Origin of the sequence: Serratia sp. CY82433 (assembly GCF_052166535.1) — a bacterium.
Taxonomy (GTDB): domain Bacteria; phylum Pseudomonadota; class Gammaproteobacteria; order Enterobacterales; family Enterobacteriaceae; genus Serratia; species Serratia sarumanii.
Genome location: NZ_JBJNOR010000001.1, coordinates 1,945,472 through 1,958,562 on the forward strand (window position 1 = coordinate 1,945,472; position 13,091 = coordinate 1,958,562).

The following is a 13,091-nucleotide window of genomic DNA, read 5'->3' on the forward strand; positions in this document are numbered from 1 at the left end:
TCCCCGGCCGCTCATTAGGATAGCGGAACATTCTCGACTCTTGTTGGAGAGCACATGCGCACATTGTGGCAAATTATTGCCGGCATTTTCCGGTGGACATGGCGTCTGCTGAATTTTATCAGGGAACTGATCCTTAACCTGTTCCTGGTCTTGCTGATCCTGGTTGGGGTTGGCATCTATCTGTCCTTCCAAAGTTCCTCCACCACGACGGCCCCGGCGCGCGGTGCGCTGCTGGTCGATTTAAGCGGCGTGGTGGTCGATCAGCCCTCGGTAAACAACCGGGTGCGGCAATGGGGCCGCGAGCTGTTGGGCGCCTCCAGCAGCCGTCTGCAGGAAAACTCGCTGTTCGACGTGGTCGATAGCATCCGCAAGGCCAAAGACGATAAAAACATTACCGGCATGGTGTTGCAGCTGAATGACTTCGTCGGCGCCGATCAGCCGTCGCTGCGCTATATCGGCAAGGCGCTGCGCGAGTTCCGCGACAGCGGCAAGCCGATCTTCGCCATCGGCGACAGCTATAACCAGACGCAATACTTCCTGGCCAGCTACGCCAACAAGGTCTATCTGTCGCCGCAGGGCGCGGTCGATCTGCACGGTTTCGCCACCAACAACCTGTATTACAAGTCGTTGCTGGACATGCTCAAGGTCACCACCAATATCTTCCGCGTCGGCACCTATAAATCGGCGGTCGAACCGCTGATCCGCGACGATATGTCTCCGGCGGCGCGCGAAGCGGACAGCCGCTGGATTGGCGGCCTGTGGCAGAACTATCTGGAAACCGTCGCGGCCAACCGCCAGCTGACGCCACAGCAGCTGTTCCCGGGCGCCGCCGGCGTGCTGAGCGGCCTGCAGGCAGCCGGTGGCGACACCGCTCGCTATGCGCTGGACAATAAGCTGGTGGACGAGCTGGCCTCGCGCACCGCGATCGAAAATCAGCTGGTCAAGACCTTCGGCTGGGATAAACAGGCGAACGATTTCAACGCCATCAGCATCTACGACTACCAGCCGAAGCCGGACGCCAACCAGGGCGGCAAGATCGCCGTAGTCTTCGCCAACGGCGCCATCATGGACGGCCCGCAGACGCCGGGTAACGTCGGGGGTGATACCACCGCCGCCGAACTGCGTCAGGCCCGTCTGGATCCGGCCATCAAGGCCGTGGTGTTCCGCGTCAACAGCCCGGGCGGCAGCGTCAGCGCATCCGAAGTGATCCGTTCCGAACTGGCCGCCGTGCGCGCCGCCGGCAAACCGGTGGTGGTTTCGATGGGCGGCATGGCCGCGTCGGGCGGCTACTGGGTTTCGACGCCGGCCGACTACATCATCGCCAGCCCGAGCACCCTGACCGGTTCCATCGGCATTTTCGGCATCATCAACACCTACGAGAAAACCCTGGATACGCTGGGCGTGCACACCGATGGCGTGGCGACCTCGCCGCTGGCCGACATTGCGGTCACCAAGGCGCTGCCGCAGGAGTTCTCGCAGATGATGCAGCTGAATATCGAAAACGGGTATAAGAACTTCCTCGATCTGGTTGCCAAATCGCGCAAGATGACCCCGCAGCAGGTTGACCAAATCGCCCAGGGCCACGTCTGGCTCGGCAGCGACGCCAAGGCCAACGGCCTGGTCGATCAGTTGGGCGATTTCGACGACGCGGTGAAGAAAGCCGCCGAGCTGGCGAAGCTGCAGCAGTGGCAGCTCAACTGGTTCGTCGATACCCCAAGCCTGAGCGATATGGTGCTCAGCCAGTTCGGCGTTTCCGTTCACGCCATGCTGCCGGCGGCGATTCAAGCCATGCTGCCCGCTCCGCTGGCCTCGGTCGCCAACGCGGTGAAAGAACAGCCGGGCTTGTTCAATAACCTGAACGATCCGCAAAACCGTTATGCGATCTGTCTCACCTGCGGAGAAGTCCGCTAACAAATAATTCTGCAGCCCGGCCATCGCCGGGCTTTTTTTCTGCCGCCATGCCCCTATAATTCAGCCCATCTTATCTTTGTTAAAATCATGACCATGCAAAAGAAATCCATTTACGTCGCCTACACCGGCGGCACCATCGGCATGCAGCGTTCCGATCACGGCTATATCCCGGTTTCCGGCCACCTGCAGCGCCAGCTGGCGCTGATGCCCGAATTCCATCGCCCGGAAATGCCGGATTTCACCATTCATGAATATGCGCCATTGATTGACTCTTCGGATATGACGCCGGAAGACTGGCAGCACATCGCCGATGACATCAAGCAGAACTACGATCGCTACGACGGCTTCGTGATCCTGCACGGCACCGACACCATGGCGTTCACCGCGTCGGCACTCTCCTTCATGCTGGAAAACCTGGCTAAACCGGTGATCGTCACCGGCTCGCAGATTCCGCTGGCGGAGCTGCGTTCCGATGGCCAGACCAACCTGCTCAACGCGCTGTATCTGGCGGCCAACCATCCGGTGAATGAAGTCAGCCTGTTCTTCAACAACAAGCTGTTCCGCGGCAACCGCACCACCAAAGCGCACGCCGACGGCTTCGACGCCTTCGCCTCCCCGAATCTGCCGCCGCTGCTGGAAGCCGGTATTCACATTCGCCGCCAGCAAGGCATCGACAGCCCGCCATGCAACGGCGCGCTGCGGGTGCACGACATTACGCCGCAGCCGATCGGCGTGGTCACTATCTATCCGGGCATTTCCGGCGCGGTGGTGCGCAACTTCCTGCTGCAGCCGGTCAAAGCGCTGATCCTGCGTTCCTACGGCGTCGGCAACGCGCCGCAGAAGGCAGAGCTGATCGACGAGTTGCGCGCGGCTTCAGAACGCGGCATCGTGGTGGTGAACCTGACGCAGTGCATCTCCGGGCGCGTCAATATGGAAGGCTACGCCACCGGCAACGCGCTGGCGCACGCCGGGGTGATCAGCGGTTTCGACATGACGGTGGAAGCCACCCTGACCAAGCTGCACTACCTGCTGAGCCAGCCGCTGACGCCGGAACAAATCCGCGCCCTGATGCAGCAAGACCTGCGCGGCGAACTGAGCATCAACGGTTAACCTACTGAACTCTGGAGCGGCGATGAAAACGGCCCTGTTGTTGATCGATCTGCAAAACGATTTCTGCCCCGGCGGCGCGCTGGCGGTCACGGCGGGCGACGCCGTCATCCCGGTGGCCAATCAGGCGATCGCCGCCTGTCTGGCGCGTGGCGAGCCGGTGGTGGCCAGCCAGGACTGGCATCCCGCCAATCACCGCAGTTTTGCGGTGAACTCCCATGCGCAGGTCGGCACCCTCGGCGAGCTGGAAGGCCTGCCGCAGGTATGGTGGCCGGTGCACTGCGTGCAAGGGAGCCACGGCGCCGATTTTCACCCCCAGTTACAGCGGCAACATATCAATGCCGTTTTTCGCAAAGGGCAGGATACGGATATCGACAGCTACAGCGCGTTCTTCGATAACGGCCACCGAGCGCAGACCGAACTGCACGGCTGGCTGCAATCACAGGGCGTCCGGCGGCTGGCAATCATGGGCCTGGCGACCGACTACTGCGTGAAGTTCAGCGTGCTGGATGCGCTGGCCGCCGGCTATCCGACGCAGGTGATCGTCGACGGCTGCCGCGGCGTGAATCTGCAGCCAGACGACAGCGAGCGGGCGCTGCAGGACATGGCGTGCGCCGGTGCGCAACTGGTTACCCTGTCACAATTCCTCGCCAACTAAATCCTCCAGGGCGCCATCAGCGCCCTCTCTGCGCGGTGGCGAAAATTTCGACGCCGCTCACAATATCGCCCTTCTTCTTCCCCAACGGCTTGTGAGCAGCAGGCGCTTTTGCTGTTATGGCTGCGACGCTTTTGGCGTCAATCGGTTATACGCATCCGGGGCCCACTGAGCCCGGCTTTATTGTGACCGCCCCTGGCGGTACGGTCGGCCTTGCCGACCCAAGGAGACAGACATGAAAATAACCCGAAAACTGCTGCCTTTGCTGGCGGCGGTGCAGTTGGCTATGGCCGGCGTAGGCACGGCCCAGGCGGCTTATCTCTCCGTCGGCTACTTCAACGGCGGCGGCGACGTCACCGCCGGCCCCGGTGGCGACATCGACAAGCTGGACGTCACGCAAATCACCCACCTCAACTATTCGTTCGGACTGATCTACAACGGCGAGAAAGACGAAACCAATGCGGTGTTGAAAGACCCCGCTCGCCGCCACCAGATCTACCTGTCGCCGAAGGTGATGGCCGATCTGCAACGGCTACCGACGCTGCGCAAGCAGAACCCCGAGCTGAAAGTGCTGCTGTCGGTCGGCGGCTGGGGCGCACGGGGTTTCTCCGGTGCCGCGGCAACTGCGGAAAACCGGGCGATATTCATCCGTTCCGCGCTGCAGGTGATCGCCCAGTATCAGCTGGATGGCATCGATCTGGACTGGGAATATCCGGTGAACGGCGCCTGGGGGCTGGTGGAAAGCCAACCGGCGGATCGCGACAACTTCACCCTGCTGTTGAAAGAGCTTCATCAGGCGCTGGGTAAAGGCAAGCTGTTAACCATCGCCGTCGGGGCCAACGTCAAAAGCCCACAGGAATGGGTTGATGTGAAAAGCATTGCCCCTTACCTCGACTACATCAATCTGATGACCTACGACATGGCTTACGGCACGCAGTACTTCAATGCCAACCTGTACGATTCAAAGCGTTGGCCAACCGTGGCGGCCGCCGATCGCTACAGCGCCGATTTCGTGGTCAAGAATTATCTGACTGCCGGCCTGAAACCGGCGCAGATGAACCTGGGCATCGGTTTCTACGGCCGGGTTCCGAAACGGGCGACCGAGGCGGGTATCGACTGGGACAAGCCGGACGCCGCCAAACATCCGGTGACGCAACCTTACTTCAGCGCGCGAGAAACCGCCCTGTTCAGCGCGCTGGGGCTGGATCTCAGCAAAGACACTTACTTTAAATACCACGATATCGTCAGCAAATTGCTCAACGATCCGCAGCATCGTTTTCGCGAGCACTGGGATGACGACGCCAAAGTGCCTTACCTGACGCTGCAATCCGCCGAAGGCAAGCCGCTGTTCGCAATCTCCTACGAGAATCCGCGTTCGGTGGCCATCAAGACCGAATACATCAAAAGTCAGGGATTGGGCGGTGCGATGTTCTGGGAATACGGCGCGGATGACAACAACCGGCTGGCGCAGCAGCTGGCGGAATCGCTGGGAATTAAGGGCGAAAAACGGTGAATCGACGGGGCGATGGCGACATCGCCCCGCTTTCTTAAGGGAAGCCTTACTGCGGTTTGAGTTTGGCCAACGGCTCGGCAACGAACTGCTGTTTCAGCTCTTGCTTGCTCTTCATCACGATCTGCCCGTCGGTGCCGATGCTCATGTGCTGCGGATCGACGTTGTTCATCGACTGCCACAGCATCACCGCCTGCAGGCTGTTTTCTTTTTGCTCCGGCGTCAGCGCCACGCCGTCCGGCCATTTGCCCAGCTCAACCGCCTGTACCAGGCGCTGGTATATCTCGGGCGTCATCGCCGCAATCAGATCTTTCACGTCCATCAGAGCCCTTCTCGCTTACGGATGAATAATTAGCTGAATCGATTTTGTTGGTTAAATTACCACTTAACCAGCCGTTTGGTCGCCATTTTCGCCATCGGTAAAGCTCAGTGAAGCGGAATTGACGCAGTAGCGATCGCCGGTCGGCTGCGGGCCATCGGGGAAAACGTGCCCCAGGTGCGCGTCGCAATGGCCGCAGCGGATTTCAACACGATGCATATTATGTGAATTATCATCAAGATAACGGATAGCATCGGCGGAAACCGGCTCATAAAAGCTCGGCCAGCCGCAGCCGGAATCGTATTTGGTTTCGGAATAGAACAGCGGCTGGTTACAACACAGGCAATGGTACACGCCCTCGCGCTTGTTGTGCAGCAATTTGCCGCTGAACGGCGCTTCGGTGCCGCGCTGTTGCGTCACATAACGTTGGATTTCATTCAGTTCCGTGACCGGATGACCGGGGGTTGTCTCTTTAGCCATTTGTGCTTATCTCTGAATGTGGATAATGTCAACGAAAACAATGATTAATAATAACAAAAAATTAACACCGCTGCAGGGGTTTTTGGCCTAAACTGTAGCCCATAAAGGCCACGTCACGATGATATGTGATAGCGATCACACATCTTGCGTATGCTGACTTTATACTTGGCGGCTTGTCCCCATATAACGGATGAGGCCGAGCGCAAATGGACTGTGCAATAAGCGTGCAAAACCACCCTTCCGGTTTGACTTGCCGCAAGAATTGACACGATTCCGCTTGACGCTGGGTAAGGTTTTTGTAATTTTACAACCAACCTTTTATTCACTAACAAATAGCTGGTGGAATATATGACTATCAAAGTAGGTATCAACGGTTTTGGCCGTATCGGTCGCATTGTTTTCCGTGCTGCTCAAGAGCGTTCTGACATCGAGATCGTTGCAATCAACGACCTGTTGGACGCAGAGTACATGGCTTACATGCTGAAGTATGACTCTACTCACGGCCGTTTCAACGGTACGGTAGAAGTTAAAGACGGCCACCTGGTTGTTAACGGCAAAACCATCCGTGTTACCGCAGAGAAAGACCCGGCTAACCTGAAGTGGAACGAAGTGGGTGTTGACGTGGTTGCTGAAGCGACCGGTATCTTCCTGACCGACGAAACCGCACGTAAGCACATCACCGCCGGCGCCAAAAAAGTGGTTCTGACTGGCCCATCCAAAGATGCGACCCCGATGTTCGTGCGCGGCGCCAACTTTGATAAATATGCCGGCCAGGACATCGTGTCCAACGCCTCTTGCACCACCAACTGCCTGGCGCCACTGGCTAAAGTCATCAACGACAACTTCGGTATCGTTGAAGGTCTGATGACCACCGTTCACGCGACCACCGCAACTCAGAAAACCGTTGATGGCCCGTCCCACAAAGACTGGCGCGGCGGCCGCGGCGCATCCCAGAACATCATCCCTTCTTCTACCGGCGCAGCGAAAGCGGTTGGCGTTGTTCTGCCAGAGCTGAAAGGCAAACTGACCGGTATGGCGTTCCGCGTACCGACGCCAAACGTATCCGTTGTTGACCTGACCGTGCGTCTGGAAAAAGCGGCTACCTACGAAGAAATCAAGAAAGCCATCAAAGACGCCGCTGAAGGTTCTATGAAAGGCGTTCTGGGCTATGTTGAAGACGACGTGGTTTCCACCGATTTCAACGGCGAAGTGCTGACTTCCGTGTTCGATGCCAAAGCCGGTATCGCACTGAACGACAACTTCGTGAAACTGGTTTCCTGGTACGACAACGAAACCGGTTATTCCAACAAGGTTCTGGATCTGATCGCTCACATCTCCAAGTAATGGCATGATGTTAAGCTGATAATGAGGGCGACATTTTTGTCGCCCTTTTTTATTTGTCTCTCCGGCAAACAATAGGTCATGAAATGAACGAGAAAATTTTCACCCTGCCCGTTTCCGAACAGATTTCGCCATACATCAGCCAGCGGCAACTCGATGAGCTGGGCGTGGTTGTGGTGTCGCATCCGAAAGTGCGCGCGGCCGTCGCGCTGCAAGGCGCCCATTTGCTGGCCTGGCAGCCCAGCGGTGAGCAGCCGGTGATTTGGCTCAGCAACAATACCCCCTTCGCCAAAGGCAAGGCCATCCGCGGCGGCGTGCCGATCTGCTGGCCGTGGTTCGGCCCGGTGGCGCAACCCTCCCACGGTTTTGCCCGCAACCAGCCCTGGAGCCTGACGGCGCACGATGAAGATGACAACGGCGTCATCCTGACCTTTACGCTGAAGGACAATGAGCAGACCCGCAAATTGTGGCCGCACGCTTTCACGCTGATTGCCCGCTTCAAGCTGGGGGCGGAGTGCGAAATCGAACTGGAATCGCACGGCGATTATCAGGCCACGGCGGCGCTGCACAGTTACTTCCAGGTCGGCGACATCGATCGGGTCAGCGTGGCGGGTCTGGGCGAGCCTTATATCGACAAGGTGGCGGGCGGCGCAGAGGCGCTTCAGGAAGGCGAAGTGACCTTCGTCGGCCAAACCGACCGCGTCTATACCCGCCCGGAGGCCTTCAGCCAGATCCGCGATCCGGCGCTCGCGCGCACCATAGAGGTTCACCACCATCATATGAGTGACGTCATCGCCTGGAACCCCGGCGTGGAGCTCTCCTGCAGCATGGGGGATATGCCGAACGACGGTTACAAGACCATGGTCTGCATCGAGACCGGGCGCGTCAGCAAACCGCTGGTCGCCGCCGGCGAGCAGCCCGCCCGTTTGGGCGTGACCTTCCGCAGCCGTAAGAAGGCCTGAGGCGCCGCGCGCGACAGCGCACTGCAGATGTGCAAAAGGGGCGCCAGCGCCCCTTTTTGATGCACGCCATGCACGATAATCGTGCAATGCGTGATTAGAAGGTGTAGCTCACACCCGTCATCAACAAACCGGTGTAGGATTTATCCACCATCGGGCTGTCTTTCACTTCATCCGACAACTTCACATAGCGGCCGAGGAAGAAGGCGTTCCAGCTTTTATTGATCTGGTAATTGGCGCTCAGCTCAAGGTACGGCGCCCAGCTATCGCCTGGGGTATAGCTGTCCAGGCCGCTGCGGCGCGATTCATTGGCGCTGACGCCGTAGTAATATTTGTTCTGGTTTTTGCTGTTCCACATCACGCCTACGCCCGGAACCAGCGTCAGCGCGTCCAGATCAAACTTGTACAGATAAGCCACATCGCCCACCAGCCCGTTGCTGTAGTTCAACGTGTCGCCGGTGAAGGTGGTGCGGAGGGTGCCCCACTCCGCGTGGTGCGAATAAGCCAGGCCGGCCATCAGTGTGCCGCGGCGTTTGTCGAGACGCTTCATGCGATCGTCATCGCTGTCGCCAGGGCGGTAGCCCCATGGCGTGTAGTAACCCATGATGCTCAGCTGGTTTTCTTGATCTTTCCACAGGTAGTAACCGGCGGTCAGAGTACGGAAGTAGAAGTCGTCACCTTCATAGTCGATGACGGGCACCGGATATACGCGATCCTGATAACCGCGATACGCGTCCGGGCTAACCAGCGCGCCGGCGCCGAGTGACCAGGTTCCCGCCTGAGCACTTTGCGCACAAACCATTGCGGAAGCGATAATTGCTAGCGTTTTGAGTTTTGAAATCTTCACTGGTTCTTTTTCCATAAATTACAAGGTTAATAGCCGCAATAGTTTATGTGAAAATTTAGTTGCGCGCCTAATCTTTACAATAGAAAACGACCAAGATCGAATAACTTATAGCGGAATTATGAATTAATCATGGCGGAACGATGACGTTTCATCCTGCAGGCCGCGCCAGACAAGGCATTTGGCTTCAACTGTAATAACTGAGTCATTGATATGACTTAAAAAAAGCTTTTTCTGCGGCAGGAAATTTTCCGGCAAGCAAACTAAGCTTAAATCAGAAGGTGAATTTATCCTGAGCCCAGTGGCAAACAGCGCAACTCGCGATAATAAGCGCACCAAGTTGGCATACGGGTTGCTGTACTCAGGCGTATTCTTATCTTCCGGGGGCCAGAACACTATCACACGCTCTCTTTAACCTGTGCTAATAACGAAAGGACGGGCATCATGAACATATTTGACCACTATCGCCAGCGCTACGAAGCTGCCAAGGACGAAGAGTTCACACTGCAGGAATTTCTTACCATTTGCCGGCAAGATCGCAGTGCCTATGCCAACGCGGCCGAACGTCTGCTGATGGCTATCGGTGAACCTGTGATGGTCGACACTGCGCTAGAATCACGCCTGTCGCGCCTGTTCTCCAACCGCGTGATCGCACGCTATCCGGCCTTCGAAGAATTCTACGGCATGGAAGAGGCCATCGAACAGATCGTCTCTTACCTGAAACACGCCGCGCAGGGCCTGGAAGAGAAGAAACAGATCCTTTACCTGCTGGGCCCGGTGGGCGGCGGTAAATCCTCGCTGGCGGAGCGTCTTAAGGCGTTGATGCAGCGCGTGCCCATCTACACCCTCAGCGCCAACGGCGAACGCAGCCCGGTCAACGATCATCCGCTGTGCCTGTTCAACCCGCAGGAAGATGCCTCGATCCTGGAAAAAGAGTTCAACATCCCGAGTCGCTATCTCGGCACCATCATGTCGCCGTGGGCGGCGAAGCGCCTGCATGAGTTCGGCGGCGACATCACCAAGTTTAAAGTCGTCAAAGTGCGCCCTTCCATCCTGGAGCAGATCGCCATCGCCAAAACCGAACCGGGCGATGAGAACAACCAGGACATCTCGGCGCTGGTCGGTAAAGTGGACATCCGTAAGCTGGAGAACCATGCGCAGAACGATCCGGACGCCTACGGCTACTCCGGCGCCCTGTGCCGCGCCAACCAGGGGATTATGGAGTTCGTCGAGATGTTCAAAGCGCCGATCAAGGTGCTGCACCCGCTGCTGACGGCGACCCAGGAAGGCAACTACAACGGCACCGAGGGCATCTCCGCCCTGCCGTTCAACGGCATCATTCTGGCGCACTCCAACGAATCCGAGTGGGTGACCTTCCGTAACAACAAGAACAACGAAGCGTTCCTCGACCGCGTGTACATCGTCAAGGTGCCTTACTGCCTGCGCGTGTCGGAAGAGATCAAGATTTACGACAAGCTGCTGGATCACAGCGAGCTGACCCACGCGCCCTGCGCGCCGGGCACCCTCGAAACGCTCGCGCGCTTTAGCGTGCTGTCGCGGCTGAAAGAGCCGGAAAACTCGAGCATTTACTCGAAAATGCGCGTGTATGACGGTGAAAGCCTCAAGGATACCGATCCGAAAGCCAAGTCCTATCAGGAGTACCGCGACTACGCCGGGGTTGACGAAGGCATGAACGGCCTCTCCACCCGTTTCGCCTTTAAAATCCTCTCGCGGGTATTCAACTTCGATCACGCCGAGGTGGCGGCCAACCCGGTACACCTGTTCTATGTGCTGGAGCAGCAGATCGAACGCGAACAGTTCCCGCAGGATTTGGCCGAGAAATACCTGGAGCACCTGAAAGGCTATCTGATCCCGAAATACGCCGAGTTTATCGGCAAAGAGATCCAGACCGCCTATCTGGAATCCTACTCGGAATACGGCCAGAACATTTTTGACCGCTACGTGACCTACGCGGACTTCTGGATCCAGGATCAGGAGTATCGCGATCCCGACACCGGTCAGCTGTTCGACCGCGAGTCGTTGAACGCCGAACTGGAGAAAATCGAGAAGCCGGCCGGTATCAGCAACCCGAAAGATTTCCGTAACGAAATCGTGAACTTCGTGCTGCGCGCCCGCGCCAACAACAATGGCCGTAATCCGAACTGGACCAGCTACGAGAAGCTGCGCACAGTGATTGAGAAGAAAATGTTCTCCAATACCGAAGAGCTGTTGCCGGTCATTTCGTTTAACGCCAAAACATCGACGGACGAGCAGAAGAAACACGACGACTTCGTCGACCGCATGATGGAGAAAGGCTATACCCGCAAGCAGGTGCGCCTGCTGTGTGAATGGTATCTGCGGGTCAGAAAATCCTCATAACGCCTCAGGTAAGCGGCATTATCAGGGCCATGTCCACAGTCATGGACGTTGCAGCGCAGCCCAGGGAGGGGCTGGCACATTGCGCTGTCGCGGCCGGGACATGAAGAGTTGGCAACGTCGTTTGGGGGAAGTATGGCCTATTTCATTGACCGGCGGCTGAACGGCAAAAATAAGAGCATGGTGAACCGCCAGCGCTTCTTGCGCCGTTACAAGTCGCAAATCAAACAGTCGATTGCCGAAGCCATCAACAAGCGTTCGGTCACCGACGTAGACAGCGGGGAGTCGGTCTCCATCCCCACTGACGATATCAACGAACCGATGTTTCATCAGGGGCGCGGCGGCACTCGCCATCGCGTTCACCCGGGCAATGACCACTTCGTGCAGAACGATCGCGTTGAGCGGCCTCAGGGCGGCGCAGGCGGTGGCGGCGGCCAGGGCAACGCCAGCCAGGACGGTGAAGGCCAGGATGAATTCGTCTTCCAGATCTCCAAAGACGAGTACCTCGATCTGCTGTTCGAGGATCTCGCCCTGCCCAACCTGAAAAAGAATCAGTACAAGCAGCTGACCGAGTTCAAAACCCATCGCGCCGGCTATACCGCCAACGGCGTGCCGGCCAACATCAGCGTCGTGCGTTCGCTGCAGAACTCGTTGGCGCGACGTACCGCCATGACCGCCGGTAAAAGACGCGCGTTACACGAGCTGGAAGACGCGCTGACCCAGCTGGAAAACACCGAACCGGTGCAATTGCTGGAAGAGGAGCGGCTGCGCAAGGAAATTGCCGAACTGCGCAAGAAAATCGAAAGCGTACCGTTTATCGATACCTTCGACCTGCGCTACAAAAACTATGAGCGCCGGCCGGAGCCTTCCAGCCAGGCGGTGATGTTCTGCCTGATGGACGTGTCCGGTTCAATGGATCAGGCGACCAAAGACATGGCCAAGCGCTTTTACATTCTGCTTTATCTGTTCCTGAGCCGAACCTACAAGAACGTCGAGGTGGTCTATATTCGCCATCACACCCAGGCGAAAGAGGTGGACGAACAGGAGTTCTTCTATTCGCAGGAAACCGGCGGCACCATCGTCTCCAGCGCGCTGAAGTTGATGAACGACGTGGTCGAAGAGCGTTATGACCCGGCGCAATGGAATATCTACGCCGCGCAAGCGTCGGACGGCGACAACTGGGCCGACGATTCACCGCTGTGCCATGAGCTGTTGGCGAAGAAGATCCTGCCGATGGTGCGTTATTACAGCTACATAGAAATCACTCGCCGCGCTCACCAAACGCTGTGGCGCGAATATGAGGATCTGCAGGCGAGATTCGATAACTTCGCCATGCAGCATATCCGCGAACCGGACGATATCTATCCGGTATTCCGCGAACTGTTTCGCAAACAGACCGTGTGAATAACGTCGCGTGAATGTCACCACAGCCGGAAAACGCCGTTTTCCGGCTGTTTCTTTTTCGCATTATATATTTACATCACCTATGTTTGATTTTTAGGCAATGGCAATATCAATAATAAGTCAGATTCCCCAGAACGGCCGTCTCTATTATTTGTTCTTCTGAGGTTATTCCTAAACATTCGCCT

The 13,091-nt window shown here is 57.4% G+C and carries 12 protein-coding genes; 8 read left to right on the forward strand and 4 right to left on the reverse strand.

Going from position 1 to position 13,091, the window contains the following annotated elements; all coding sequences use genetic code 11:
• The first annotated feature begins 54 nt into the window (after nt 1-54).
• The 4 genes from sppA to ACJ8PI_RS09440 all read left to right on the forward strand — a co-directional run bounded on the left by sppA (nt 55) and on the right by ACJ8PI_RS09440 (nt 5,186).
• Nucleotides 55-1,911 (forward strand): signal peptide peptidase SppA, encoded by a 1,857-nt coding sequence (gene sppA / locus ACJ8PI_RS09425; RefSeq protein ID WP_033634806.1) that lies wholly within the window; start codon nt 55-57, stop codon nt 1,909-1,911.
• A 93-nt stretch (nt 1,912-2,004) separates the two neighbouring features.
• Complete coding sequence (ansA, locus tag ACJ8PI_RS09430) at nt 2,005-3,021, forward strand: asparaginase (RefSeq protein WP_164134415.1); 1,017 nt, start codon at nt 2,005-2,007, stop codon at nt 3,019-3,021.
• 22 nt (nt 3,022-3,043) lie between these two features.
• Nucleotides 3,044-3,676: a bifunctional nicotinamidase/pyrazinamidase gene (gene pncA / locus ACJ8PI_RS09435; RefSeq protein ID WP_033654376.1), complete on the forward strand. Its 633-nt coding sequence runs from the start codon at nt 3,044-3,046 to the stop codon at nt 3,674-3,676.
• A 232-nt stretch (nt 3,677-3,908) separates the two neighbouring features.
• Nucleotides 3,909-5,186, forward strand: coding sequence for a glycoside hydrolase family 18 protein (locus ACJ8PI_RS09440; protein ID WP_164134414.1), 1,278 nt, complete (start codon nt 3,909-3,911; stop codon nt 5,184-5,186).
• A 46-nt stretch (nt 5,187-5,232) separates the two neighbouring features.
• On the opposite strand, the gene ACJ8PI_RS09445 is transcribed toward ACJ8PI_RS09440, so the two are convergent.
• Together ACJ8PI_RS09445 and msrB are read right to left on the reverse strand one after the other, a co-directional pair.
• On the reverse strand, nt 5,233-5,505 hold the full coding sequence (locus ACJ8PI_RS09445; protein WP_033634809.1) for a YeaC family protein: 273 nt from the start codon (nt 5,503-5,505) through the stop codon (nt 5,233-5,235).
• Between the two features lie 63 nt (nt 5,506-5,568).
• Nucleotides 5,569-5,982 (reverse strand): peptide-methionine (R)-S-oxide reductase MsrB, encoded by a 414-nt coding sequence (msrB, locus tag ACJ8PI_RS09450; RefSeq protein ID WP_004932219.1) that lies wholly within the window; start codon nt 5,980-5,982, stop codon nt 5,569-5,571.
• Nucleotides 5,983-6,330: 348 nt separating this feature from the next.
• Here msrB and gapA point away from each other — a divergent pair, with 348 nt between their 5' ends.
• Together gapA and ACJ8PI_RS09460 are read left to right on the forward strand one after the other, a co-directional pair.
• Nucleotides 6,331-7,326 carry a glyceraldehyde-3-phosphate dehydrogenase gene (gene gapA, locus ACJ8PI_RS09455; protein WP_004932222.1) on the forward strand — a complete coding sequence of 332 codons (996 nt, stop codon included), beginning with the start codon at nt 6,331-6,333 and terminating at the stop codon, nt 7,324-7,326.
• Between the two features lie 83 nt (nt 7,327-7,409).
• Nucleotides 7,410-8,285, forward strand: a complete 876-nt coding sequence (locus ACJ8PI_RS09460) for a D-hexose-6-phosphate mutarotase (protein WP_033634810.1) — start codon at nt 7,410-7,412, stop codon at nt 8,283-8,285.
• Between the two features lie 94 nt (nt 8,286-8,379).
• Here the strand turns inward: ACJ8PI_RS09460 and ACJ8PI_RS09465 are convergent, their stop codons facing one another.
• Nucleotides 8,380-9,144: a MipA/OmpV family protein gene (locus ACJ8PI_RS09465; protein WP_033647613.1), complete on the reverse strand. Its 765-nt coding sequence runs from the start codon at nt 9,142-9,144 to the stop codon at nt 8,380-8,382.
• A 108-nt stretch (nt 9,145-9,252) separates the two neighbouring features.
• The gene (locus ACJ8PI_RS09470) at nt 9,253-9,528 is read right to left on the reverse strand and encodes a hypothetical protein (RefSeq protein WP_154619230.1); all 276 of its coding nucleotides are present in this window, start codon (nt 9,526-9,528) and stop codon (nt 9,253-9,255) included.
• Between the two features lie 42 nt (nt 9,529-9,570).
• Here ACJ8PI_RS09470 and yeaG point away from each other — a divergent pair, with 42 nt between their 5' ends.
• Both yeaG and ACJ8PI_RS09480 read left to right on the forward strand, forming a co-directional pair.
• A complete protein-coding gene (gene yeaG / locus ACJ8PI_RS09475) occupies nt 9,571-11,505 on the forward strand; it encodes a protein kinase YeaG (RefSeq protein WP_004932230.1) in 1,935 nt (644 codons plus the stop codon).
• A 132-nt stretch (nt 11,506-11,637) separates the two neighbouring features.
• A complete protein-coding gene (locus tag ACJ8PI_RS09480; protein ID WP_033634813.1) occupies nt 11,638-12,906 on the forward strand; it encodes a YeaH/YhbH family protein in 1,269 nt (422 codons plus the stop codon).
• The last annotated feature ends 185 nt before the right edge of the window (nt 12,907-13,091 follow it).

Bases quoted from the DNA above. Each gene is read 5' to 3' on its own strand.
- sppA (WP_033634806.1), top strand. From the start codon at position 55: ATGCGCACATTGTGGCAAATTATTGCCGGCATTTTCCGGTGGACATGG.
- ansA (WP_164134415.1), top strand. From the start codon at position 2,005: ATGCAAAAGAAATCCATTTACGTCGCCTACACCGGCGGCACCATCGGC.
- pncA (WP_033654376.1), top strand. From the start codon at position 3,044: ATGAAAACGGCCCTGTTGTTGATCGATCTGCAAAACGATTTCTGCCCC.
- ACJ8PI_RS09440 (WP_164134414.1), top strand. From the start codon at position 3,909: ATGAAAATAACCCGAAAACTGCTGCCTTTGCTGGCGGCGGTGCAGTTG.
- ACJ8PI_RS09445 (WP_033634809.1), bottom strand. From the start codon at position 5,505: ATGGACGTGAAAGATCTGATTGCGGCGATGACGCCCGAGATATACCAG.
- msrB (WP_004932219.1), bottom strand. From the start codon at position 5,982: ATGGCTAAAGAGACAACCCCCGGTCATCCGGTCACGGAACTGAATGAA.
- gapA (WP_004932222.1), top strand. From the start codon at position 6,331: ATGACTATCAAAGTAGGTATCAACGGTTTTGGCCGTATCGGTCGCATT.
- ACJ8PI_RS09460 (WP_033634810.1), top strand. From the start codon at position 7,410: ATGAACGAGAAAATTTTCACCCTGCCCGTTTCCGAACAGATTTCGCCA.
- ACJ8PI_RS09465 (WP_033647613.1), bottom strand. From the start codon at position 9,144: ATGGAAAAAGAACCAGTGAAGATTTCAAAACTCAAAACGCTAGCAATT.
- yeaG (WP_004932230.1), top strand. From the start codon at position 9,571: ATGAACATATTTGACCACTATCGCCAGCGCTACGAAGCTGCCAAGGAC.
- ACJ8PI_RS09480 (WP_033634813.1), top strand. From the start codon at position 11,638: ATGGCCTATTTCATTGACCGGCGGCTGAACGGCAAAAATAAGAGCATG.